The organism is Cupriavidus oxalaticus, assembly GCF_038900635.1.
Classification (GTDB): domain Bacteria; phylum Pseudomonadota; class Gammaproteobacteria; order Burkholderiales; family Burkholderiaceae; genus Cupriavidus; species Cupriavidus oxalaticus_B.
On sequence record NZ_JAYMRX010000014.1, the window covers coordinates 25206 to 48171 of the forward strand.

A 22966-nucleotide genomic window follows, 5' to 3' on the forward strand; every position below is an offset into this window, starting at 1 on the left:
CAATGAGAACCCAGCATCCGGCGCAGCATTCCATGACATTACTGGCCGCGGCTTGCGTGGCCACCGCCGCCCTATTGGCGGGCTGCTCGTCCAGCGGCGGCGGCAGCGGCATCAACCCGCGCCCCAACGGCGGCGGCGGTACCGAAACGGTGATCATGCCGAGACCGAGCAGCGCGCGGGGCGAGCCCACCCCGACCGCCGAGGTGGTCCACGGTGCCGGCCATACCGTGGCGGCCGCGGGCAATGCCATCAGCGAGATTGGCGAGGACATCAAGCATGCGCCGATTCCGCTGCTGCCCGGGAAGGCGCGCTACGGGCTGGGCGGGGTGGTCGACAACACCGGCGACGCCGTGAGCGCGCTTGGCGACGGGCTGCACGACGGGCTCGGCAAGATGGGCCAGGTGCGCAATCCGGTCGGCATCACCGTTGCCAGCACCGGCAACGTGGTCGAAGAGGGTGGCGAGGCCGTGATCAGCGCCGGCAAGCTGGTCTATGGCCTGGGTACCGACAAGCTTGCGCCGCTGGCGCCGGTGACGACGCCGGTGGGCAAGCTGGTCAAGGAAGTGGGCTACGTGGTCAAGGACGGCGGTCACAAGCTTTACCACGTGCTCTCGGAAGGCCCGATCGAGAACGTGACCGAGAGCGTCAGCAAGGTCATCGTGCCGCTCACCAGCAAGGCGACCGACGGCACGCAGAAGCTGGGCGCGGTCACTGGCCTGGGCAAGCCGGTCGATGGCCTGCTGCGCAAGCTCGGCTACACGGTGGCCAGCGGCGGCAGCCTTCTCGGCCACAGCGATGCGCCGCTGGTCGCGCCGCTGGGCGGTGTGTTCAAGGAAGCCGGCAAGACGGTCGCAGCCGCCGGTGGCCTGGTCAACGGTGGCTACGGCCACGGCCATGGCGGCGGGCACAACGGTAGTCCGCTGGGCGGGTTGTTGGGCAACCTGCCGTTGCTCGGCGGTCACGGCGGTGGCCATGGCGGCGGGCATGACGGTGGCCCGCTGGGTGGCTTGCTGGGCAACCTGCCGTTGCTGGGCGGCCATGGCGGTGGCCATGGCGGCGGGCATGACGGTGGCCCGCTGGGCGGCTTGCTGGGCAACCTGCCGTTGCTCGGCGGTCACGGTGGCGGCCATGGCGGCGGACATGAGGGTGGTCCGCTCGGCGGCTTGCTGGGCAAGCTGCCGTTGCCGGGCGGCCATGGTGGCGGCCATGGCGGCGGGCATGACGGTGGCCCGCTGGGCGGCCTGCTGGGCAACCTGCCGCTGCTTGGTGGCGGCCACGGCGATGGCCATGGCGGCTCGTCCGGCTTGCTGGCCCCGGTCACCGGTCTGCTTGGCGGCCTGGCAGGTGGCGACAAGGGCGGCGGCCACGGCGGCGGCCATGGTGGTGGCCATGGCGGTGGCCATGGCGGCAAGGGCGGCTACGGCGACAGCGATGGCAAGTTGCTGCAACTGCCATTGCTGGGGGGCCTGCTGCACTGAATTGTCTCAATCCAACCCTAGGGTTTTCACGGTGCGCTGTCGCTCATCACCCCGTCGCAGCGCATCTTTTTCTTCCTCTGGCGCCGCTGCCCAAAAAAGGCCGCGGCGCCAGGCCACAGGCCGGTTCCCGGCCATTCCTCCCGATTCCTTGGCAAGGTGCGCGTAGCGTGCCATGGGCCGTTTCAAACACGCGCGCATGACCCCTTCGGGTCATTCCCATCACCCGAAGGAGGGGTATGGTTGAGACATTTCGTGCCTTATAAAAAAAGCGCAGCACAGCGTGAAACGTCGATAAAGAGCGGGCCACAGAGTACCGCGATAATCGAACGGGGGAAGCGTGATCGCGGTTTTTTCGATCACTCGGGAGTGACAACATGAAACGACTCATTGCACGCTTCATCAAGGATGAGCGCGGCGCGACGGCCATCGAGTATGGGCTGATCGCCGGCCTGGTGGCCCTTGCCGTCGCTGTCGGTGCCGGCACCCTCGGCAACAACCTCAACACCGGTTTCGGCAACCTTGCCGCACGTGTGCTCGCCTGGCTGCCGGCAGCCCCCTGAGCCCCGCTATCCACGTGATTGCTGCGCTCCTCTGCGCGGCGACCCTCTATACAGACTTCGCTTACCGGCGCGTTCCTAACGCCGTGCTGGCGGCTGCCGTGCTGGCCCTCGGGCTGGCGCTGCTGGCCGGGCACGGCACGGAACTGCCGGTCGGCACGCGCCTGGCCGGCGCGGGCCTGGGGCTTGCCGTCACGCTGCCGGTCTACGCCCTCGGGCGCATGGCGGCGGGCGACGTCAAGTTCCTGGCGGTGGCTGGTCTGTTCACCGGCCCTCAGGGACTGGTCGTGGCATGGGTCGTCGGCAGCCTGCTCGGGATGGTGCACGCGCTGCTTGCGCTGGCACTGGACGGCAGCGGACTGGCGGCGCGCCGGCAGCGCGCCGCGGCACGAATGCGTGCTGGCGACGGCGAGCCGGCGTCAGGGCAGGGCATGGTTGCGCCAGGCAACGGATTGGCGCCGTCAGCGCAGCTTGCATGCGCGCGGGGCATCCCGTACGCCGCGTACCTGGCAGCAGGCGTGCTGTGGTGGCTGGCCGCGGGCCGATAGCCCGGAGACAGCGACAGGAACGCGGTCTGCGCCGCCGGTCGGCGCGAGAAAGAATAAAGGGACCGGACAGATGTGGCAGCACGCAAGGCTCAACAGGATCATCAGGGACAGCGGGCAGGCGCGCCCGGGACGCATCGGGCGCAGGCAGGCTGCCGGCAGCGCCGCGATCGAGTTCGCGATCGTGGTGCCGCTGCTGCTCGCCATCGTCATCGGCATCGTCTACTACGGCATGGTGCTGGCACTGCAGCAGGTGCTGACGCTGGCGGCCGAAGAAGGGGCACGCGCCGCCTTGCGCTATCCGTCCGGGGTAGCCGGCACAGGCGCGGCCGCGACGCAGGCGGCACGCGTCAGCGCGGCCTCGGCCATGGCGCTGGGCACGCTGCCCACCTCCATCAGCAGCGCCATCACCCCGACCAACATCGCACAGGCGGTGCCATGTGCAAGCGGATCCGCCGACCTGTGCGTGCAGGTCACGCTCAGGCTGCCGACCGCCAACATCCTTCCGGCCGTGCCGATGGTGCCGGTGCCGGCGACATTGTCCGGTACGGCCATGGTCCAGCTCTCGCCCGATATCTGAGCGCGGTGAACGCCATGACGCATCCCCAGGTACTTCAAGCCCTGTCCGCCCAAAGGAACTTCCCATGACCAGCAAGCAGATCCGACTTGTGGCGGTGGTGTTGCTCGGACTGGCGCTGCTGCTTGCGGTGCTGGCCTGGCAGGTGGGCAGCCAGCCGGCGCCATCGGAAAGGGCGCCAAGGGGCGCGTCACCCATGCACCCGGTCGTCGTCACCACGCGCGCCGTGGAAGCCGGCAAGCCCATCGGCGCCGACGCGCTCAAGGTCGAGATGCTGCCGATCGATCCGGCCGGCGCCTACACCGACGTGGCGCGCGTCAGCGGACAGGTGCTGCTGGTGCCGCTGGGCGCCAACGTGCCCGTGCTCGAAACCCAGCTGCTGGCCGGCCTGGCGACGCAGGTGCCGGAAGGCGAGCGCGCCGTGGCGGTGCAGGTCGACGAGGTCATCGGCGTCGGCAACCAGGTGCAGCCGGGCGACTACGTCGATGTGTTCCTGGTGCTGCGCCGCGACCAGCAGGAGATCCCCGAGAGCCACGCCCGCATGCTGTTGTCGCGGCTGCGCGTGCTGTCCTACGGTGCCGCCGCGGTGCACCAGCCGCAGCCGGCCAGGCCCGAGCAGATGATGGCGCGGCAGGAAGGCGCCAAGACCGCGGTCTTGTCGGTACCGCTGGAGCAGGTCAGCCGCCTTGCCATGGCGCAGCAGTCGGGGCGCCTGCTGCTGGCGCTGCGCAACCCGCATGACCAGGCCATGCCGAGCGAAGGCATGTTCGTCGAGCCGCCGCCAGCGCTGGCCGTGCGCGCCGGCGTGCCGGCCGATGCGCCGCGCGCCGCGCCCGACAGGGCCGTCGCCGGCGTGGCGTTGCCGGGCATGGCGGCCACGCGCGGCAACGCCATGCGGCCGCCGCAAGCGACGCCGCCCGCCGCGCCGGTGGCGCGCCCGCTGCAGGTGGCGACGCCGCCCGCCGGACGCCAGGCGCGTGAGGCACGCGAAAGCGCGGGCGTGGAAGTGATTCGTGCCGGCAAGCGCGAGATCGAGTGAGAACGTGGGCGCTTATCGCATGCATACCATCAAGACTCAGTCCCCCGCCGCGGCAGTGCGCCGCAGGCTGATGCAGGCGGTGCTTGCCGCGATGCTGGCAAGCACCGCCTGGTGTGCCCTGGCTCCGCGCGCTCTGGCGCAGGAGGCCGCACCCGGAGCCGCGCAAGACCCGGCGCCGGCCCGGCAACTGCGCCTGATGGCCGGCGCGCAGAAGGAAATCCGCACGGCGCAGCCGGTGGAGCGCGTGGCGGTCGGCAACCCGGCCGTCGCCGACGCGCTGGTACTGCGCACACGCGGCACGCCCAGCGTGCTGCTGGTCGCCAGGCAGCCGGGCGTGACCGACGTCATGATGTGGACGCGCAACGCCGAACCGGTGACGTACAGCGTGCAGGTCGATGCCATCGCCCCCGATGCGGACGGCGCCAGGGTGGGCTACTCGGCAGCGGGCGCGGCGATCAGCGGGCAGTCGCCCGATGCCTACGCCGCGGCGCGCGCGCAGGCATCGGCCCGTGCCGCCACCGCCGGCAAGGCCGACGGCAGGCCCGGCCTGGTGGTCGACCGCTCGACGGTGCCGGTCAGCGGCACGGTGCAGGTCGATGTCAAGGTGGTCGAGGTCAGCAAGACCGTGCTCAAGGAAGCTGGCATCAACTTCTTCCGCAACCATTCCGGCTTTGCCTTCGGTTCCTTTTCGCCGTCGACGCTGAACAAGTTCACCTTCACCCCCGGCACAAACGGCAATCCCGGCAGCTTCAGCGCCGACCTGTCATCGCCGATGAGCAGCGCCTTCAACCTGGTGGCCGCCTCGCTGAGCAATGGCATCTTCGCCAACATCAGCCTGCTGGAGGCGAACGGCCTGGCACGGGTGCTGGCCGAGCCCAGCCTGGTGGCGCTGTCCGGCCAGAGCGCCAGCTTCCTGGCCGGCGGCGAGATCCCGATCCCGGTGCCGCAGGCGCTGGGCACCACCACAATCCAGTTCAAGCCCTTCGGCATCGGGCTGACCGTGTCGCCCACGGTGCTCTCGGCGAACCGGATCGCGCTGAAGGTGGCGCCGGAGGCCAGCGACCTGGATCCGTCGCGCGGCATCTCGATCAACGGTGCGGTGGTTCCCGCCATCGTCACGCGCCGCGCCGACACTACCGTGGAGCTGGGCGACGGCGAGAGCTTCGTGATCGGCGGGCTGGTCAGCCGCAACACCGTCAGCAATGTCAGCAAGGTGCCGCTGCTGGGCGACCTGCCGGTGATCGGCGCCTTCTTCAAGAACCTGAATTTCCACCAGGAAGACCGCGAGCTGATGATCGTGGTCACGCCGCGCCTGGTGAAGCCGCTGGCCAGGGGCGCGCCGGCGGCGCAGGCCGTCGGTGCCGACGGCCGCACCAGCGCCAGCCCCAACGTATGGGGCTGGTACATGGTGGGCGAGTACGCGGACCCGACGTTGCCGGGTTTTTCAAAATAGCCGCCGGCCATGCCGGCGGGCATGGCCAACACGCTAAGGCGGAACGATGGACTATTTCCTGTTGCATGCCACGCAGGGCGAAGTCAGGGACTGGCTGGGCAGGGTCCTGGGCGGGCTGGGCACGCTGGTGGCGGAGGGCGGGGCCCAGGAGGCCTTTATCGCGCGCGTCGGCGAGCTGCGCCCCGGGCTGGTGTTCCTGCATTTCTCGCCCGAGCTGGCCAGCGCCTCGGCGCGCCTGGGCGAGCAGCTGCTGCGGCTCTTTCCCGGCCTGCCGCTGGTCGCGGTCGGCCGCGCCGATGATCCCGGCGTCATGCTGGCCGCGCTGCGCATGGGCGTGAAGGACTTTATCGACCTGCGCGACGCGCCGGCCGACGCCGAGGCCGTGGTCAAGCGCCTGGCGGTGCCGCGCGAGCAGGTGCGCCCCGCCGAGGCCATGCGCCAGGGCAAGATCGTCGCGCTGCTGGGCGCGCGCCCCGGCGTGGGCGTGACCAGCCTGGCGGTCAACCTGGCGGCCGCCGCGCGCCGCCACCTGCCGCTGCGCGAGAAGTCCGACGCGCGCGCCGAGGTGCTGCTGCTCGACCTGGGGCTGCCCGCGCGCGACGGTGCGCTGTACCTGAACCTGACCCCGGGTTTCCACTTCGTCGAGGCGGTGCGCAACCTGCGCCGCTTCGACCAGGTCTTCGTGCAGACCGCGCTGATGCGCCATGCCAACGGCGTCTGCGTGCTGCCATTGCCGGGGGCGCTGGGCGAGCTGCGCGACATCTCCTATTCGGAAGCGATCAGCCTGCTGGAGCGGCTGCGCGCCTTCTTCGACATGCAGGTGATCGACCTCGGCGGCTTCGGCAATGCCGAGTTCACCGCGCAGATCGTCAAGGCCGCCGACAGCGTGGTGCTGGTCGCCGAGCAGAGCGTCGGCGCCATCGTCTCGGCGGCCGAGCTGGTGCACGAGCTGCGCGCGCGCGAGGTGGAGCGCGACGACCTGCACCTGCTGGTGTCGCGCTTCGATGCGCGCCTGGGCGTCGACGCCGCGCAGATCGCGCGCCGCGTCGGCGTGCAGTCGGTGGCGACGCTGCCCGACTGCCGCGAGGCGCTGGTGCTGGCGATGAACCGCGGCGCCGTACTGGCCGACGACAACCCCCATGATCCCTACGTGCGCGCGTTGGCAGAACTGCTGGCGCGGCTGGGCTATCGCCCCGAAGCGGCGAAGGACACCAGCCTGCTTGGACGCATGAAGGAAAAACTGCCCGAAGCGCTGCGCGCGGTGCGCGCGGCCAAGGCCGGAAGCTGAGCAAGCCCAGGAAGCTGACATGACGCAAGCGATCGAATTCTCCGACCACGCCCCCGCACCGTTTCCGGTCTCGCAGGAATTCCACAACATCAAGGAAGCCGCGCACGAGCACCTGCTGACCCGCATCGAAGAGCTGGGCGCCGAGTTCGGCCGCTGGTCGCGCACCGCGATCCAGCGCTTCGTCGACCTGGAGCTCGAGAGCTTTACCCGGTTGCGCCGCATCCCCATCAACGAGGCCGAGCTGCGCCAGATCGCCGAGGCGCTGACCAAGGAGCTGGCCGGCTTCGGCCCGATCGAAGACCTGCTCAACGATCCCGCGGTCGAGGACATCCTCGTCAACGGGCATCTCGACGTCTACGTGTCGCGCCACGGTGTGCTCGAGCGCATCCCGGTGCGCTTTGCCGACGGCGGCCACCTGCTGCGCATCGTGCGCCGCATCCTCGCGCCGATCGGCCGGCGCCTGGATGAGTCCAACCCGATGGTCGACGCGCGCCTGCCCGACGGCGGCCGCATCAACGTGGTGATCCCGCCGCTGGCGCTGGAAGGCCCGGTGGTCTCGATCCGCAAGTTCCGCAAGGATCCGATGACGCCGGCCGACCTGGAGGCGCTGGGCACCATGAGCCCCGAGATCGCCGACCTGCTGCAGGCCGCGGTGCAGGCCCGCTGCAATATCCTGGTGAGCGGCGGCACCAGCTCGGGCAAGACTTCGCTGCTCAATGCGCTGGCCACCTTCGTGCCGGCCAGCGAGCGCGTCATCACCATCGAGGACACCGCCGAGCTGGCGCTGAACCATCCGCACGTGGTGCGGCTGGAAAGCCGGCCCGGCGGCTTCGAGGGCACCGGCGTGGTGTCGATCCGCGACCTGCTGCGCAACAGCCTGCGCATGCGCCCCGACCGCATCATCGTCGGCGAAGTGCGCGGCGGCGAGGTGCTTGAAATGCTGCAGGCGATGAGCACCGGCCACGACGGCTCGATGGGCACCATCCACGCCAGCAGCCCGCGCGAATGCCTGTACCGGCTGGAGATGCTGGCCGGGTTTGCCGGCTTCCAGGGCAGCGAAGCGAGCCTGCGCCGGCAGATCGCCAATGCCATCGACTTTATCGTGCAGATCGCGCGGCTCTCCAACGGCAAGCGCCGCATCGTCTCGATCACCGAGGTCACCGGGCTGGGCGACAACATCGTCTCGACGCAGGAGCTGTACCGGCACGAGCCGGCCATCAACGCGGACGGCACCGAGACCGACCGCTGGCTCTCGCTCGGCATCCTGCCGCATTCGCCCAAGCTGGCGCGCATGCGCGGGCCGGGCTTCATGCTGGACGACCGCTTCGATGTCTAGCGCCACGCTGATGCTCGCCGCGGTGGCGCTGGTCGTCACCGGCCTCGGGCTGCTGCTGCTGGCCAGCGCGCAGGCGCGCGCGCGCCGCGAGCAGTCGCAGGCGTTCCTGCGCGCGCAGACCGAGCAGGTGCGGCTGCGTTACGCCCAGGCGCCGGACCCGGCGCTGCAGCTGCCCGCCCGCGACCTGCGCCGCCACTGGGACGATTTCCTGCGGCGCGCCGACCTCGCGCCGACGCGCCGCACCGCCATGCTGTGGAGCGCGCCGGTGGTGCTGTTCACCGCCATCGGCGCGCTTGCCGGGCAGTGGCTGGGTGCCGCGGCGGCCTGCATCGTCGCGCTGGCGATCGCGGCCTGCCTGCTGTGGAACCGCGTGCGCCGGCTGCACAAGAAGCTGCTGTCGCAGCTGCCCGGCTTTCTCGATGGCGTGGTGCGGCTGATGACCATCGGCAGCAGCGTGCCGGCGGCGTTCCAGAACTCCATCGCCAATACCGAGGCACCGCTGCGGCAGTGCCTGGTGCAGGCGGTGCACCTGCAGCGCGCCGGCAAGGAGCTGGACCAGGCGGTGCTGCAGGTGGGGCGCGCGTACAAGGTCGACGAACTGGTGCTGGTGGCCTCCGTGCTGCGCCTGTCGGTGCGCTACGGCGGCCGCGCCGACATGGTGATGGAGCGTACCGCGGCCTTCATGCGCGACCGCGAGGCGGCCCAGCGCGAGCTGCTGGCGCTGTCGGCGGAGACCCGGCTGTCGGCGTGGATCCTGGGGCTGCTGCCGCTGGTGGTGGCCGGCGGCCTGTTCATGCTCAATGCCGGCTACATCATGCTGATGTGGAAGGACCCGGCCGGCAAGACCATGCTGCTGACCGCGCTCGGCCTGGAAGCCGCGGGCGTGCTGATGCTGTACCGGCTGGCCAAGTCGATCTGAGCGGCACATGCACGGAGCCACGCACACATGGACCGCCTGACACTGATCTCGCTGAGCCTGTTCGCCGCCGCATGCGGCGTGGCCGTGCTGACGCTGCCGCTGTTGCGCGACTGGCGCCAGCGGCGCCTGGCGGCGCGCACCATCGACGCCGCGCTGCTGCGGCAGCGCGCTGCCGCAGCAGCGCAGGCCGCGCCGGCAACCGCGGCACAGCCGAATGCGAGCGCAGCCGTCGCCCAGCCTGGCGCGCGTGGCGCGGCACCTCCGGTTCAGCCGGGCCGGCCCGGTGCGGCGGCCATCGGCGCGCAGCTGGGCGCGCGCGTGGGCGAACGCATCGACGCGCACTGGCTGGAATCGCGCCTGGGCCGCGCGGTGGTGACGCCGGAAGACCAGCAACTGCTGGAGCAATGCGGCTGGTACGGGCTGAACGCGCGCATGCTGTTCGGCGCGGTGCGCCTGGTGCTGCCGCTGGCGCTGTCGCTGGCCGCGATGCTGTGGCATGTCGGCGCCGGTGCCGCCGTCGTGCTGGCGTGGGGCTTCGGTGTGTTCGCGGTGGCCTACCTTGCGCCCAAGACCTTGCTGCGCCGGCGTGCCGCGGCCCGGCTGCGCCTGGTCGACGACGAACTGCCGGTGCTGATCGACATGCTGCGGCTGCTGCAGGGCGTGGGCCTGTCGATCGACCAGAGCCTGCAGGTGATCGTGGCGGAGTTCGGCAGCATGCTGCGCGTGCTCGGGCCCGAACTGGCGCGTGCCAACCAGCAGTTCGCCACGGGCCGCTCGCGCGAGCAGACGCTGCTGCGCATCAGCCGGCTGTTCGACAACGAGGACCTGAAGGGCCTGATCATGCTGCTGACGCAGGTCGACCGCCACGGCGGCGCGGTGCAGGAGCCGCTGCGCCAGTTCGGCCTGCGCCTGCAGGAGGCGCGCAAGGCGCGCATGAAGGACCAGATCGGCCGGCTCACGGTCAAGATGACCGCGGTGATGGTGGTGAGCCTGCTGCCGGTGCTGCTGATCATTACCGCGGGCCCCGGCTTCCTTGGGGTAATCCGCATGATCGAAAATATGGGAGCGATGCAATGATGCGCACAGCCGGCCCGTCGTTCGGCCGCATTTCCAGACTCATGGCAGCTGCCGTGGCAGCGGTGGCGCTGGCGGGCTGCGCCACGCGCGACATCGGCGCCGCCATGATCCAGCAGCAGGCCGAGGCGCAGGTGGAACTGGCCAGGATGCGCGACAAGACCGCCCGCGCCGAGTACAACGAGCAGGCGGTCTACCTGGGACTGATCCGCAAGATGCAGCAGGACGGGTTGTACTTTGCCTCGCTGGCGCATATCGACGTCTACGTGCAGCGCTTCGGCAACGACAACGAGATCCGTGTGATGCGCGCCGATGCGTTGCGCGAGACCGGGCAGGACAAGGCCGCCACCGAGGCCTACCAGCAGCTCGCCGCCAGCTCGCAGGGCGTGCAGGCGGCGCATGCGCACCACGGGCTGGGGCTGCTGGCCGGGCGCCAGGAAGATTTTGCGCAGGCCGTGACCGAATTGCGCGCGGCGGCCGCGCTCGACCCGGTGAACGCACGCATCGCCAGCGACCTGGGCTACGCGCTGATGCGCTCCGGCGCCTTGCAGGACGCGCGCGTGCCGGTGATGCAGGCGCTGGAGCTGGATGCGCGCAACCCGCGCGTGATCAGCAACGCCGCGGTGTGGCTGATGGCCGACGGCAAGCGCGTGCAGGCCAACGCGATGATGCAGAAGGCCGCCATGCCCGAAGCGACCCGCAGTGCTGTGCGCAAGGAAGCCGACCGCGTGGCCCGTGCCGCGGCCGCACGCGAACGCGCGGCGGTGCGGCAGGCGCCGGCCGTGCGCTCCGTACCCAAAACTTCCACCCCGGGCACCCCCGCCACCGTGGCCGTCGCGGCACGGTCGCCGGTCGTGGCCGTCCCCGAGAGCGCCAGCCCATGACCGACATGATCCGCTTTGCCTTCCCCACGCCGGCAGTGCCGGCACTGTGCGCGGCGCTATGCCTGCTGCTGGCGCCGGCCGCGCAGGCACAGCCCGCCACGCCGTCGGCCGAAGCTTCCGCCGGCGCCATCGACACACCGGCGGAGCCGCCAGCCGCGCGCGAGATCGGCGCCGATACGCGCGCCATACTGGCCGTGCAGCGCGAAGGCACGCAGGCCGGCCCGCTGCTGCCGATGCATGGCGAGCAGGCCGCGCTGGGCTACGAGCGCTACATGAACAGCTTCCGCTTCGCGCTGCCGGAGTTCTATACCGGGCAGGCCAATGCCAGCACCGTGCGTGCCGGATCGGCCGGACAGATGCTGAACGGCAAATGAGCTGGCGCGCGCCGACAATGCAGCGCAGGCACCGGACGCGGCTCGCGCGCCCTGCCGCCCGCGGCGCCATCAGTGTGATGGCGGCGCTGCTGATCGCCACCGTGGCGATCGCCGCGCTGGTGTCGATCGACGTCGGCCATGTGTTCATGCGCCAGCGCCAGCTGCAGAACATGGTGGACCTGGCGGCGATGTCGGCGGCGCAGCAGCTCAAGCAGGCGGCCAGCGCCGACCAGCTGAACACGGCGTTGCGCGCCACCGTCAGCAATATCGGGGCGCAGAACGGCTATCCGTCCGGCATCGCGCTGGGCTGCGCGGATGCCGCCGCGGGCAATGCCGACGGCATGACGGCGTGCGTGGGCGTGTGGGACCCGGCCAGCGGCGGGCCGCGGCATTTCAGCGCGGCGTACGATGCCGCCACGGTGTCGCCCAATGCCGTGCGCGTGCAGGCCACGCAGACGGTGCCGATCCTGTTCGTCATCAGCGGCGGCAGCGGCCGGCAGCTGCGCGCCGAGGCGATCGCCAGCGGCAGCCCGCCGGTGGCGGCGTTCTCGCTGGGATCCGGGCTGCTCGACGTCAGCACGGCCAACAGCATGCTGGGCTGGCTGCTGGGCAACGCCGTGCAGCTATCCGCCGTGGACTGGCAGGGGCTGGTCAATACCACGGTGTCGCTGGACCAGCTGCGTCTTCAGGCGGAGGCCGGCACCGTCGACGAGCTGCTGAAGACATCGCTGAGCCTGCGCGACTACTACGCGCTGGTGCTCGGTGCGGCGAATCGCGATGCGTTGCTGACGACCATGCTGGGCAGCCCGCCGACGACGCTGGGCGCGGCGGGCGCGGGCGCGGCGGTGTCGCTGGACCAGCTGCTGCGGTTGGGCGTGCTGGCGCCCGCCGCCTCGTCGGCGGCCGAGGTGGGCCTGAACGTGGCGCAACTGCTGATGCTGGGGGCGCAGGTGGCACGGGGCGATGCGGCGGCTACGGTGCCGCTCAACGTGCCGCTGCCGGCGGGGCTGGGCGGCATAAGCGCCAGCCTGCGCGTGATCCAGCCGCCGGTGATGGCCGTGGGACCGGCCCGCAAGCTCTCCGCCAGCCCGGAGACCTGGCAGACGACGGCTAAGACGTCGCAGGTCAAACTCGACCTGCTGCTGCAGATCAATGCCGGCCTGCTCGCGCCGGTGGTCGATGTCGGCATCAATGTCCCGGTGCATCTCGAAGTCGCCGATGCCACCGCCGACCTGACCCGGCTGCAGTGCGCCGCCAATCCCGCCGACCGGCGCGCCACCATGCATGTCAGGAGCGCCCTTGTTACCGCGTGCCTGACCGAAGCCTGCAGCGGCACCGTCATGCTCGCCAACACCAAGGCGCTCGGCGGGCTCAATGTCGTCAAGGTCACCACCACCGACAGCCAGCGCTATGGCAACACGGTCGGCCAGGACGTCACCCTGGCGCCGGGAGGCCAGGCAAGGGTCGGCACGGCCGATCCCTTCGGCGGCCTGTTCTCGCAAGTCTTGTCGTTGAAGGTGCGCACGGAGGTGCTGGGCTTGCTGAGCGTGCCCCTCGATATCGGACCCATGCTGGCCCCCCTGGGCGCGGCGCTGGATGCCCTGGTGCCGCCGCTGCTCGCCAGCCTCGGCATCCAGCTCGGCAGCGCCGACCTGTGGCTGCACAGCATCGACTGCAACAACTCCGAACTGGTGTACTGAGCCATGGCCTTGCCCCACAACCGCCTGATGGCAGAGATGCAATGAAGACCGACCGCTGGGCCTATGAAAACCTCGAAGTGTACGTGTGGGAAGGCAAGTACGAGATTGCCGACCGCGTGACCCGCTTCCTGTCGCCGCTGGGCGTCGACGTGATCCGTGCCGGCGCGCTCGAGGCGCTGCCCGCCGAGCCGCGCACCAAGCCGTGCATTGCCGTGATCAGCGTCTCGGTGATCGGCGCGGCGCGCTTCACGCTCGACTGGGAGGCGGCGCACGGCATGCCGGTGCTCTGGGTCGCGGCACCGGGCCGCGAAACCGATCCCGGCCGCTTCCCGCCCGAATACGCGCATATCCTCACCGACGGCTTTACCGGCGCCGACCTGCGCAACCAGATCGGCAAGCTGCTGCCGCAACTGCTGGCCGCCGACGCCGGCGGCGCGCGCGAGGCCGAGCTGGTCGCCGGTTCCACCGCGATGCGGCAGTTGCTGCAGCACGTCGAGACCTTTGCCGGCTTCGGCAGCAACGTGATGCTGTACGGCGAGACCGGCGCCGGCAAGGAGCGCATCGCGCGCCTGTTCCATGAACGCAACCGCAGCTACGGCAAGGGCCCGTTCGTTGCGGTCAACTGCGGCGCGATCCCCGACGGGCTGTTCGAATCGCAGTTCTTCGGCCACGCCAAAGGCGCCTTCACCGGCGCTGCCTTCGCGCATCGCGGTTTTTTCGAACAGGCCAGCGGCGGCACGCTGTTCCTCGATGAAATCGGCGACCTGCCGCTGTTCCAGCAGGTCAAGCTGCTGCGCGTGCTGGAAGAGAACGCCATCACGCGGCTGGGCTCGACGCTGTCGGTCAAGCTCGATTTCCGCCTGGTTGCCGCCACCAACAAGGACCTGCGCGAAGCGGTGCGGCAAGGGCGCTTCCGCGCCGACCTGTACTTCCGGCTGGCCGTGATCGAGATGCGCATCCCCAGCCTGGAAGAACGCGGGCCGGCCGACAAGATAGCGCTGCTGCAATCGTTCCTGCGCCATATGCTGGGGCCGTCCGGCTTCGACGACCTGCCGCCGATGCCCGACTGGCTCCGCGGCGCGGTCGGCACCGCCTACTTCGCCGGCAATGTGCGCGAACTGCGCAACCTGGCCGAGCGCGTGGGCATCACCGTGCAGCAGGCAGGCAGCTGGGACGAGGAACGCATGCGGCCGCTGTTCCGCGCGCTGCATCCGGGCGCGTTCGACGCCGGCGAGCGCAACGACTTGCGCGCCGATACGGAAGAACGCCGCCGCATCCTGGCCGCGCTCGATGCCAATGGCTGGCGGCGGCAGGATACGGCGGCGAGCCTGGGCATCAGCCGCAAGGTGCTGTGGGAAAAGATGCGCAAGTTCCAGATCGCCGACAGCGAGGCCGAGCCGGTCTGATGCTGGCGCATGGCCGCCGGCTCAGGGCAGGCGGATCTCCTTCACGTCGAAGTGCGATTCGCCGATCAGCTCCTTGTCGTACTCGCCGACCAGCTCCACCGTGGTGCTGGCGTCGACGGGCTTCTGCGCCGGCCACACCTTCTGCTTGATCTTCACCTTCATCTGGCCGGTGCCGTCCGCGAACAGGTAGCGCTCGTCGCCGACGCTGCTGACGATCTTGCCGCGCAGCACCGCGTGCTGGTCGTCCTTGCCGTCGGCCTGCAATGCTTTCACGGTCATGACGGGGATCGAGGAGGGGCCGGTGTACTGCGCGCTGGCGCCGGCGGCGGCAAGGCCAAGGGCTAGGGCCACGGCGGTGGCGGTCAGGATGCGTTTCATGTGCGTTTCTCCATCAAGGTTGGGACCCGGGGCGATGGCATGGATGATGCGCCGGCGCGGCTGAACCGTCGCTGAACGGCAGCCCCGGCGCGGCGACGATTTATCATTCGGGCTGCGCGTACCGCGAGCGCTGCCGCATTTACCCATCCACCGGATCCCAGATTGCGTTTCCTGCACACCGCCGACTGGCATCTCGGCCGGCTCTTCCATGCCCGCAGCCTGCTGGAAGACCAGGCCCATATCCTTGGCCAGTTCGTTGAACTGGTCAAAGCCGAACGACCCGACGCCGTGCTGATCGCCGGCGACGTCTATGACCGCGCCGTGCCGCCGCCCGAGGCCGTGGCGCTGCTCGACGACGTGCTCGGCCGCATCGTCGTCGATGCCGGCGTGCCGGTGGTGATGATCGCCGGCAACCACGACAGCGCGCAGCGGCTGGAATTCGGCGCGCGCCTGATGCGCGCGCAGGGCCTGCACGTGGCCGGCCGCACGCTGGCCGAGGCCGCCAGCGTGACGCTGCACGACGCGCACGGTGAAGTGCGCCTCTACGCGCTGCCCTATGCCGAGCCCGCGGTGGTGCGCGATGCCATGGGCGCCGAGCTGCCCTCGCACGAAGCCGCGCTGCGCGCGCAGCTCGACGCGATCCGCGCGGTCCATCCGCCGGGCGTGCGCGCGGTGGTGGTGGGCCATGCCTTCGTGGTCGGCGGCGCGGCCAGCGAATCGGAGCGGCCGCTGTCGGTCGGCGGCAGCGGTGCCGTGGCGGCGGACCTGTTCGCCGGGTTCGACCTGGTGGCGCTGGGCCACCTGCACCGGCCGCAGACGCTGGGCGGCGGCCGTATCCATTACGCCGGCTCGCTGCTCAAATATTCGCTGTCCGAGTGCGCGCACGACAAGTCGGTGTCGCGCATCGAGCTGGATGCCGACGGCACCGTGTCGATCACGCCGGTGCCGCTGCAGCCGCTGCGCGACGTGCGCGTGCTGGAAGGCGAACTGGCCGCGCTGCTTGCCGCCGGCGCCGATGACCCGCGGCGCGACGACTATATCCACGCGCGCCTGACCGATGCCGGCGCGCTGCTCGATCCCATGGCCAAGCTGCGCCAGGTCTACCCCAATGCGCTGGCGATCGAGCGCGCGGTGCTGGCGCGCAGCGGCACGGCCTCGGAAGCGGGCCGCCAGCTGCGCCAGCTTGGCACCGGCGAGCTGTTTGCCAGCTTTTTCCGCGAGGTGGCCGATGCCGAGCTGGAGCCGGGCCACCGCGAAGTGCTGGACCAGCTGCTGGCCGGCATGGCGGCGGCGGAGCGGGAGTCGGCATGAGACCGCTGCATTTGACCCTGCAGGCCTTCGGGCCGTTTGCCGCGACCGAGCAGGTCGATTTCACGCAGCTTGGCGACCAGGCCTTCTTCCTGATCCACGGCCCCACCGGCGCCGGCAAGACCACGCTGCTCGATGCGATCTGCTTCGCGCTGTATGGTGATACCTCCGGCGGCGAGCGCAGCGCGCAGGCCATGCGCAGCGCCAACGCCGCGCCGGGGCTGCGCACCGAGGTCACGCTGGAGTTCAGCCTCGGCGCGCAGCGCTGGCGCGTGGTGCGCTCGCCGGCTCAGGAGCGGCCGAAGCAGCGCGGCGAGGGATGGCTGACGGAGCCGGCCAAGGCGCAGCTCGACCAGCATGACGGCAACGGCTGGGTCAGCAGGGCGAGCCAGCCGGGCAAGGTCAGCGATGCCATCCGCGAGCTGCTTGGCTTTGACAGCGCGCAGTTCCGCCAGGTCATCGTGCTGCCGCAAGGGCGCTTCCGCGAACTGCTGACCGCCAGCTCGCAGGCGCGGCAGGCGATCCTGGAGCGGTTGTTCCGCACCGAACTCTATCGCCGCGTGGAGGAACTGCTGAAGACCCAGGCGGCCGGCATCCGCCGCGATGCCGAGCGCATCGGCATCCAGCGCGACGAAGCGCTGCGGCAGGCCGGCATGGAGAGCGCGCAGGCACTTGCCGACGGCATCGCCGCGCTGCAGGGGGAGATGCATGCGCTGCACGGGCAGGAGCAGGGCGCACGCCAGGCGCTGGCCGCGGCGCAGGCGGCGCTGGGCGCGGGCGAACAGGTGGGGGCGCGGCTGCAGGAGCGCCAGCAGGCCGAAGCCGCGCACGCCGCGTTGCTGGCACGGCAACCCGCGATGGAGGCCGAACGTGTCCGGCTGCAGGCGGCGCAGCGGGCGGCACGCGTCAACCCTGCGTTGCAGCAGCGGCAACTCGCGCAGCGCGACCATGCGGCGGCCGGGACCGCGCTGGAGCGTGCCGATGCGGGCGCTGCGAGCACCGCGCAGCAAGCCGCGCAGGCCGCTGCCGCATTGCAGGCCGAGACCGGCCGTGCCGGTTTGCGCACGGCCGCACAGCGGCGCTGCACGGAACTGGACGCCATGCTGCCGCGGGCGCGCCAGCTCGGCACGCTGCGCGAGGCCCTGGAAGCGGCACAGCGGAAGAAAGCCGCCGCCGTCGAGGCGCGCGAGCGTGCCACTGCCAGGCTGGCAACGAGCCAGGCCGATGCCGTGGCGGCGGAAGCCGCGCTCGCGCAGGCGCAGCTTGCTGCCGCGCAGTTGCAAGGTACGCAACTGCAGCTCGCCGCGCTGCAGGAGAAGTCGCGGCAATTCAGCCGCCACGCGCAGGCGGTGCAGGCGCATGCCAGCGCCGTCGCGCAGGCAGCGGACGTGGAAGCGGCGCGGCAACTGGCCGAGCGCCTGCGCGAACGCCGCCGAGCCGCGCTGGCCGAAGCCGAAGCCGCGTGGCGCGCCGGCCAGGCGGCCCGGCTGGCGGCGCTGCTCGCCAACGGCGAGGCGTGTCCGGTATGCGGCAGCAGTTCGCATCCCATTCCGGCGCAGCATGTCGACACGCCGCTGTCCGACGAGGCGCTGGAGCAGGCGCGCGGCGCCATGCTCGAGGCCGAGTCGCAGGCAGTGCATTGCGCCGCCCAGCTACAGGCCGCGCAGGCCGCCGCCATGCAGGCGCGCGATCGTGCCGCCGAACTCGCGCAGGCCCTGGGCGACGCCTCGGACGAGGCCGCGCGTCAGCTGATGGCAGAGATTGCAACGCTGGAAGCCGCGCTGGCGGCAGGCCGGCAGGCAGCGTCCAGCGTCGGCCAATGCGAGGCCACCATCGCCGCCAGCCGTGCCGCGCGCGAGGCGGCGGAACTGGCCGGCCGCGAAGCCGCCGCCGCGGCGGAAACGGCTTCGCAAGCGCTGGCGCAGTGCGAGGTTGAATGGCAGGTTGCCTGCGCGCAAGTCCCCGAGGATTCGCGCGATCCGGTGGCGCTGGCCGAAGCCCTGCGCCAGGCGCAGGCCGATGCCGCCGCGCTGGAGCGCGCGTTCGCTACCGCGCAGGCGGCGGAACGGCAGGCCGCGGCGGACGCCGCCGCCGCGCATGCCGCGCTCGGCTCGGCCCGGCAGGCCCAGGCGCAAGCCGCCGCGCGCCTCGCCGAGTCCGAAGACGCGCTGGCGCAGGCGTTGGCGCGTGAAGGTCTTGCCGATGCAGAGGCGCACGCCGCGGCCAGCCTGCCCGATGACGACATGGCGCGCATCGACCAGTTGCTGCGTGTTTTCGATACGGAGCTGGTCTCCGCCGCCCGGCTGCGCGAGCGCGCCGAAGCCGCCGCGCAAGGGCTCGGCGTGCCTGACCTGGACGGATTGCGCGCCGCCGGGCAGGCCGCCGCCGATGCGGTGGAAGCCCTGGTCCGGCAACAGGCGGATCGCGGCCGCGCGCGCGACACGCTGCAGCAATGCCAGGCGCGCCTGCAGCAAATCGACGCGCAGGGCCGCGATATCGAAGCCCGCTATGCGGTGCTGGGCCGGCTGGCCGAGGTTGCCAACGGCAACAACCCGCGCCGCATGACCTTCCAGCGCTTCGTGCTGGCAACGCTGCTCGACGAGGTGCTGGAGGCCGCGTCCGCACGGCTGCTGGCGATGAGCCGGGGCCGCTATGTGCTGCAGCGCGTGCGCGAGCAGGCCGACCAGCGCAGTGCCGGCGGGCTGGATATTGAGGTGTTCGACCACGACACCGGGGCGCCGCGCCCCGCCAATACGCTGTCAGGCGGGGAAGGCTTCCTGGCGTCGCTGTCGCTGGCGCTCGGCCTGGCCGACGTGGTGCAGTCGCGCGCCGGCGGCATCCAGCTCGATACGCTGTTCGTCGACGAAGGGTTCGGCACGCTGGATCCGGAAAGCCTGGACTTTGCCATCCGTACGCTGCTGGACCTGCAGCAAGCCGGCCGGCTGGTTGGGATCATCTCGCACGTGGCCGAGTTGCGCGAGCGCATCGACGTGCGTCTGGAAGTGCGGCCGGGGATTGGCGGCAGCCGCGCCACGCTGAGCGGCGTGGCGGCCGCGGCCTGAGAGTATTTGCCGGCCGGGTCAGCCGGCATGCCGGTCAGCCGACAAACACCTGCCGGCAGCGGATCGCCATGACCTGCGCCTCGAACGCGCGCGCGGCGGCCTGAGCCAGCCGCGCGCGGCGCGACATCTTGGGCGCGGAGCCGCGAGCCGTCGCGGACGCGATGGCTTGGTTGCCTTGCTGGCCCAATCCCCACGCCTGCTGCGTGACCTGCAGGATGCGCGCAAGGGCTGCGGCATGATGCATGGCGGCATTCGGGACATTGGCGGTTGCCATGGTCAGACTCCTCTTTCTTGTCTGTTGCCGGGCGGCGCGCCTGAGCCGGGTGGTCCGGGGCTGCTGTGCGGGCGCTGCCTTCTTCTGATTTCAAGATAGCCGCCGCGGCCCCGGCGCAACATCGACAGCGAACCGATTCCCCTGTCGGTTCTGTCCTACACGGGACGCCGCCGTCACCCCGCGCGGTGATCGCCCAACGTCTGTGCCCCGGGCCGGCCGGCGGGTTGACCGTCGCCCGCGCGCAGGTGTAATCTGTTCATTCTGCGAATTCAAGTTCGAACAGCGAACAATAGCCGGTCAACCACTGGCGGCTTTCGGATCGCGGCTGTGCCGACCGCACGGCCCCAAACAACACCACGCAGACTGCTGGACCGTTCAACGGGCGGTACTGGCGGCGCCAACGCCGCCGGGCCGCGAACGAACATCCTTCCGGCAGGACTATCGGAGACCGTCTTTCATGCGCCGCGCCTTGCGGCCCGCTCCGGTAGCCTGCGGATCTTCCGACCTGGAACGCAAGTGATCAACAAGCTATACGACACGGTGGAAGCGGCGGTGGCCGGCATCCACGACGGCGCCACCATCCTTATTGGTGGCTTTGGCCTCGCAGGCATGCCCGCGGAACTGATCGACGCGCTGATCGAGCAAGGCGCGCGCGACCTGACCATCGTCAACAACAACGCCGGCAACGGCGACACCGGCCTGGCCGCGCTGCTGAAGGCCAGGCGCGTGCGCAAGATCATCTGCTCGTTCCCGCGCCAGGCCGATTCCTACGTGTTCGACTCGCTGTACCACGCCGGCGAGATCGAGCTCGAACTGGTGCCGCAGGGCAACCTGGCCGAGCGCATCCGCGCCGCAGGCGCCGGCATCGGCGGCTTCTTCACCCGCACCGCCTACGGCACGCCGCTGGCCGAGGGCAAGGAAACCCGCATCATCGATGGCCAGGGCTACGTGTTCGAATCGCCGATCCACGCCGACTTCGCGCTGATCAAGGCCGACACCGCCGACCGCTGGGGCAACCTCACCTACCGCAAGACCGCGCGCAATTTCGGCCCGATCATGGCCATGGCCGCCAAGTGCGCCATCGTGCAGGTCAACAAGGTGGTGGAGCTGGGCGAGATGAACCCCGAACACATCGTGACGCCGGGCCTCTTCGTCAAGCGCGTCGTCAAGGTCGCCCAGTCCGCTTGAGCGCGACAGGCAACAGGAGAACTAGCATGCAACGCCTGACCCGCGATCAGATGGCCGCCCGCGTGGCCAAAGACATTCCCGAAGGTGCCGTGGTCAACCTCGGCATCGGCCTGCCGACGCTCGTCGGCAACCACCTGCCCGCAGACAAGGAAATCCTGCTGCACAGCGAGAACGGCCTGCTCGGCATGGGCCCCGCGCCCGCTGCCGGTGAAGAAGACGGCGACCTGATCAACGCCGGCAAGCAGCCGGTGACGATCAAGCCGGGCGGCTCGTACTTCCACCACGCCGATTCGTTCGCGATGATGCGCGGCGGCCACCTCGACTTCTGCGTGCTGGGCGCGTTCCAGGTGTCGGAAAAGGGCGACCTGGCCAACTGGCATACCGGCGCACCCGGCGCCATCCCCGCCGTGGGCGGCGCGATGGACCTGGCGATCGGCGCCAAGCAGGTGTTCGTGATGATGGAACACCAGACCAAGCAGGGCGAAAGCAAGATCGTGCCGCAGTGCACTTACCCGCTGACCGGCATCGGTTGCGTGACGCGCATCTACACTGACCTTGCCACGCTCGACGTGACCGCCGACGGCCTGGTCGCGCGCGACCTGGTGGAGGGCCTGAGCTTTGAAGAACTGCAGCGCCTCACCGGCGTGCCCCTGAAGCAGGCCTGAGCGCCGGCATCGATATCCATCACAAAGAGAGAGACACACCATGACCGAAGCCTTTATCTGCGACGCCATCCGCACGCCCATCGGCCGCTACGGCGGCAGCCTGTCCGCGGTGCGCCCGGACGACCTTGGCGCGGTGCCGCTGAAGGCACTGATGGCCCGCAATCCCAACGTCGACTGGAAGGCCATCGACGACGTGATCTACGGCAACGCCAACCAGGCCGGCGAAGACAACCGCAACGTGGCGCGCATGTCGTCGCTGCTGGCAGGCCTGCCGCAGGACGTGCCGGGCGCCACCATCAACCGCCTGTGTGGCTCCGGCATGGATGCCACCGGCACCGCCGCGCGCGCCATCAAGGCGGGCGAAGCGCAACTGATGATCGCCGGCGGCGTGGAAAGCATGAGCCGCGCCCCGTTCGTGATGGGCAAGGCCACCAGCGCGTTCTCGCGCGATGCGCAGATCTTCGACACCACCATCGGCTGGCGTTTCATCAACCCGGCCATGCGCGCGGCCTACGGCGTGGACTCGATGCCCGAGACCGCCGAGAACGTCGCCACCGACTACAAGATCAGCCGCGAAGACCAGGACCTGATGGCGCTGCGCAGCCAGGAGAAGGCTTCGCGCGCTCAGGCCGACGGCACGCTGGCGCAGGAAATCACCGCGGTCACGATCCCGCAGAAGAAGGGCGACGCGATCGTGGTCGAGCGCGACGAGCACCCGCGCGCCACCAGCATGGAAGCGCTGGGCAAGCTGCGCGGCGTGGTCCGTCCTGACGGCACCGTCACCGCCGGCAACGCCTCGGGCGTGAACGACGGCGCGTGCGCGCTGCTGCTGGCCAGCGAAGCCGGCATCAAGCAACACGGCCTGACCCCGCGTGCCCGCATCGTCGGCATGGCCACCGCCGGCGTGGCGCCGCGCGTGATGGGCATCGGCCCGGCACCGGCCACGCAGAAGCTGCTCAGGCAGCTGGGCATGACGCTGGACCAGATCGACGTGATCGAGCTGAACGAAGCGTTCGCCGCGCAAGGGCTGGCCGTGCTGCGCGAACTGGGTGTTGCCGACGACGACAAGCGCGTCAACCCGAACGGTGGCGCGATCGCGCTGGGCCACCCGCTCGGTATGAGCGGCGCCCGCCTGGTGACCACCGCGATGTACCAGCTGCACCGCACCGGTGGCCGCTTCGCGCTGTGCACGATGTGCATCGGCGTGGGCCAGGGTATCGCGATGGTGATCGAGCGCGTTTAAGCGCAGCCAGGTAGTTCTACCGCTTGTTTGCTCCCCTCTCCCGCGAGCGGGAGAGGGGCCGGGGGTGAGGGCAGGCGCATGCAACCGCGACGCGCTGCAGGAATGCGTTGACAGGCGTCAGCACGGATTGCCGTGCAGTCGTTCCTGCCCGCGCCCGCCCTCACCCCAACCCTCTCCCGCAAGCGGGAGAGGGAGCACGTCAGCAGTCATCGGATGGT

Annotated in this window: 21 protein-coding genes; 19 read left to right on the top strand and 2 right to left on the bottom strand. The window is 70.5% G+C overall.

What is annotated here, in order from left to right; all coding sequences use genetic code 11:
• Window positions 1-2 precede the first annotated feature (2 nt).
• From VSR71_RS21080 to VSR71_RS21145, 14 genes are all read left to right on the top strand, one after another.
• Window positions 3-1478: a collagen-like triple helix repeat-containing protein gene (locus VSR71_RS21080; RefSeq protein ID WP_342915791.1), complete on the top strand. Its 1476-nt coding sequence runs from the start codon at window positions 3-5 to the stop codon at window positions 1476-1478.
• Window positions 1479-1852: 374 nt separating this feature from the next.
• Complete coding sequence (locus VSR71_RS21085) at window positions 1853-2038, top strand: Flp family type IVb pilin (RefSeq protein ID WP_342915792.1); 186 nt, start codon at window positions 1853-1855, stop codon at window positions 2036-2038.
• 14 nt (window positions 2039-2052) lie between these two features.
• Window positions 2053-2583, top strand: coding sequence for an A24 family peptidase (locus VSR71_RS21090; protein ID WP_342915793.1), 531 nt, complete (start codon window positions 2053-2055; stop codon window positions 2581-2583).
• A 70-nt stretch (window positions 2584-2653) separates the two neighbouring features.
• Window positions 2654-3160, top strand: coding sequence for a TadE family protein (locus VSR71_RS21095; RefSeq protein ID WP_342915794.1), 507 nt, complete (start codon window positions 2654-2656; stop codon window positions 3158-3160).
• Window positions 3161-3224: 64 nt separating this feature from the next.
• Window positions 3225-4196, top strand: a complete 972-nt coding sequence (cpaB, locus tag VSR71_RS21100) for a Flp pilus assembly protein CpaB (RefSeq protein ID WP_342915795.1) — start codon at window positions 3225-3227, stop codon at window positions 4194-4196.
• A gap of 19 nt (window positions 4197-4215) precedes the next feature.
• Window positions 4216-5649 (top strand): type II and III secretion system protein family protein, encoded by a 1434-nt coding sequence (locus VSR71_RS21105; protein WP_342915796.1) that lies wholly within the window; start codon window positions 4216-4218, stop codon window positions 5647-5649.
• Between the two features lie 46 nt (window positions 5650-5695).
• Window positions 5696-6937 (top strand): pilus assembly protein, encoded by a 1242-nt coding sequence (locus tag VSR71_RS21110; RefSeq protein WP_342915797.1) that lies wholly within the window; start codon window positions 5696-5698, stop codon window positions 6935-6937.
• Window positions 6938-6956: 19 nt separating this feature from the next.
• Window positions 6957-8273 carry a CpaF family protein gene (locus tag VSR71_RS21115; protein WP_342915798.1) on the top strand — a complete coding sequence of 439 codons (1317 nt, stop codon included), beginning with the start codon at window positions 6957-6959 and terminating at the stop codon, window positions 8271-8273.
• Complete coding sequence (locus VSR71_RS21120; RefSeq protein WP_342915799.1) at window positions 8266-9192, top strand: type II secretion system F family protein; 927 nt, start codon at window positions 8266-8268, stop codon at window positions 9190-9192. The genes VSR71_RS21115 and VSR71_RS21120 overlap by 8 nt, the downstream gene beginning before the upstream one ends.
• Before the next feature lie 27 nt (window positions 9193-9219).
• A complete protein-coding gene (locus VSR71_RS21125) occupies window positions 9220-10269 on the top strand; it encodes a type II secretion system F family protein (protein ID WP_342915800.1) in 1050 nt (349 codons plus the stop codon).
• Window positions 10266-11150, top strand: coding sequence for a tetratricopeptide repeat protein (locus VSR71_RS21130; RefSeq protein WP_342915801.1), 885 nt, complete (start codon window positions 10266-10268; stop codon window positions 11148-11150). Before VSR71_RS21125 ends, VSR71_RS21130 begins: the two co-directional genes overlap by 4 nt.
• Window positions 11147-11524 carry a DUF3613 domain-containing protein gene (locus VSR71_RS21135; protein ID WP_428979446.1) on the top strand — a complete coding sequence of 126 codons (378 nt, stop codon included), beginning with the start codon at window positions 11147-11149 and terminating at the stop codon, window positions 11522-11524. Before VSR71_RS21130 ends, VSR71_RS21135 begins: the two co-directional genes overlap by 4 nt.
• Window positions 11525-11541: 17 nt before the next feature.
• Entirely contained in the window at window positions 11542-13224 is a 1683-nt protein-coding gene (locus VSR71_RS21140; RefSeq protein WP_342915802.1) for a TadG family pilus assembly protein, read from the top strand.
• 41 nt (window positions 13225-13265) lie between these two features.
• Window positions 13266-14630: a sigma-54 dependent transcriptional regulator gene (locus VSR71_RS21145; protein WP_342915803.1), complete on the top strand. Its 1365-nt coding sequence runs from the start codon at window positions 13266-13268 to the stop codon at window positions 14628-14630.
• A gap of 21 nt (window positions 14631-14651) precedes the next feature.
• On the opposite strand, the gene VSR71_RS21150 is transcribed toward VSR71_RS21145, so the two are convergent.
• Window positions 14652-15008: a NirD/YgiW/YdeI family stress tolerance protein gene (locus VSR71_RS21150; protein ID WP_342915804.1), complete on the bottom strand. Its 357-nt coding sequence runs from the start codon at window positions 15006-15008 to the stop codon at window positions 14652-14654.
• Window positions 15009-15170: 162 nt separating this feature from the next.
• On the opposite strand from VSR71_RS21150, the gene VSR71_RS21155 reads away from it, so the two are divergent.
• Window positions 15171-16319 carry an exonuclease SbcCD subunit D gene (locus tag VSR71_RS21155; RefSeq protein ID WP_342915805.1) on the top strand — a complete coding sequence of 383 codons (1149 nt, stop codon included), beginning with the start codon at window positions 15171-15173 and terminating at the stop codon, window positions 16317-16319.
• On the top strand, window positions 16316-19378 hold the full coding sequence (locus VSR71_RS21160; protein ID WP_342915806.1) for an SMC family ATPase: 3063 nt from the start codon (window positions 16316-16318) through the stop codon (window positions 19376-19378). The genes VSR71_RS21155 and VSR71_RS21160 overlap by 4 nt, the downstream gene beginning before the upstream one ends.
• Before the next feature lie 34 nt (window positions 19379-19412).
• On the opposite strand, the gene VSR71_RS21165 is transcribed toward VSR71_RS21160, so the two are convergent.
• Window positions 19413-19652, bottom strand: a complete 240-nt coding sequence (locus VSR71_RS21165) for a hypothetical protein (protein WP_342915807.1) — start codon at window positions 19650-19652, stop codon at window positions 19413-19415.
• 516 nt (window positions 19653-20168) lie between these two features.
• Here VSR71_RS21165 and VSR71_RS21170 point away from each other — a divergent pair.
• From VSR71_RS21170 to pcaF, 3 genes are read left to right on the top strand one after another with little or no spacing between them, the layout of a single operon-like run.
• Complete coding sequence (locus VSR71_RS21170) at window positions 20169-20840, top strand: 3-oxoacid CoA-transferase subunit A (protein ID WP_342915808.1); 672 nt, start codon at window positions 20169-20171, stop codon at window positions 20838-20840.
• Window positions 20841-20866: 26 nt separating this feature from the next.
• Entirely contained in the window at window positions 20867-21505 is a 639-nt protein-coding gene (locus VSR71_RS21175; protein ID WP_209758437.1) for a 3-oxoacid CoA-transferase subunit B, read from the top strand.
• Between the two features lie 40 nt (window positions 21506-21545).
• Window positions 21546-22748, top strand: coding sequence for a 3-oxoadipyl-CoA thiolase (pcaF, locus tag VSR71_RS21180; RefSeq protein WP_342915809.1), 1203 nt, complete (start codon window positions 21546-21548; stop codon window positions 22746-22748).
• Window positions 22749-22966 lie beyond the last annotated feature (218 nt).

Coding starts and splice junctions, on each gene's coding strand:
- VSR71_RS21080 (WP_342915791.1), top strand. CDS start 3: ATGAGAACCCAGCATCCGGCGCAGCATTCCATGACATTACTGGCCGCG.
- VSR71_RS21085 (WP_342915792.1), top strand. CDS start 1,853: ATGAAACGACTCATTGCACGCTTCATCAAGGATGAGCGCGGCGCGACG.
- VSR71_RS21095 (WP_342915794.1), top strand. CDS start 2,654: ATGTGGCAGCACGCAAGGCTCAACAGGATCATCAGGGACAGCGGGCAG.
- cpaB (WP_342915795.1), top strand. CDS start 3,225: ATGACCAGCAAGCAGATCCGACTTGTGGCGGTGGTGTTGCTCGGACTG.
- VSR71_RS21105 (WP_342915796.1), top strand. CDS start 4,216: ATGCATACCATCAAGACTCAGTCCCCCGCCGCGGCAGTGCGCCGCAGG.
- VSR71_RS21110 (WP_342915797.1), top strand. CDS start 5,696: ATGGACTATTTCCTGTTGCATGCCACGCAGGGCGAAGTCAGGGACTGG.
- VSR71_RS21115 (WP_342915798.1), top strand. CDS start 6,957: ATGACGCAAGCGATCGAATTCTCCGACCACGCCCCCGCACCGTTTCCG.
- VSR71_RS21120 (WP_342915799.1), top strand. CDS start 8,266: ATGTCTAGCGCCACGCTGATGCTCGCCGCGGTGGCGCTGGTCGTCACC.
- VSR71_RS21125 (WP_342915800.1), top strand. CDS start 9,220: ATGGACCGCCTGACACTGATCTCGCTGAGCCTGTTCGCCGCCGCATGC.
- VSR71_RS21130 (WP_342915801.1), top strand. CDS start 10,266: ATGATGCGCACAGCCGGCCCGTCGTTCGGCCGCATTTCCAGACTCATG.
- VSR71_RS21135 (WP_428979446.1), top strand. CDS start 11,147: ATGACCGACATGATCCGCTTTGCCTTCCCCACGCCGGCAGTGCCGGCA.
- VSR71_RS21140 (WP_342915802.1), top strand. CDS start 11,542: ATGCAGCGCAGGCACCGGACGCGGCTCGCGCGCCCTGCCGCCCGCGGC.
- VSR71_RS21145 (WP_342915803.1), top strand. CDS start 13,266: ATGAAGACCGACCGCTGGGCCTATGAAAACCTCGAAGTGTACGTGTGG.
- VSR71_RS21150 (WP_342915804.1), bottom strand. CDS start 15,008: ATGAAACGCATCCTGACCGCCACCGCCGTGGCCCTAGCCCTTGGCCTT.
- VSR71_RS21160 (WP_342915806.1), top strand. CDS start 16,316: ATGAGACCGCTGCATTTGACCCTGCAGGCCTTCGGGCCGTTTGCCGCG.
- VSR71_RS21165 (WP_342915807.1), bottom strand. CDS start 19,652: ATGGCAACCGCCAATGTCCCGAATGCCGCCATGCATCATGCCGCAGCC.
- VSR71_RS21175 (WP_209758437.1), top strand. CDS start 20,867: ATGCAACGCCTGACCCGCGATCAGATGGCCGCCCGCGTGGCCAAAGAC.
- pcaF (WP_342915809.1), top strand. CDS start 21,546: ATGACCGAAGCCTTTATCTGCGACGCCATCCGCACGCCCATCGGCCGC.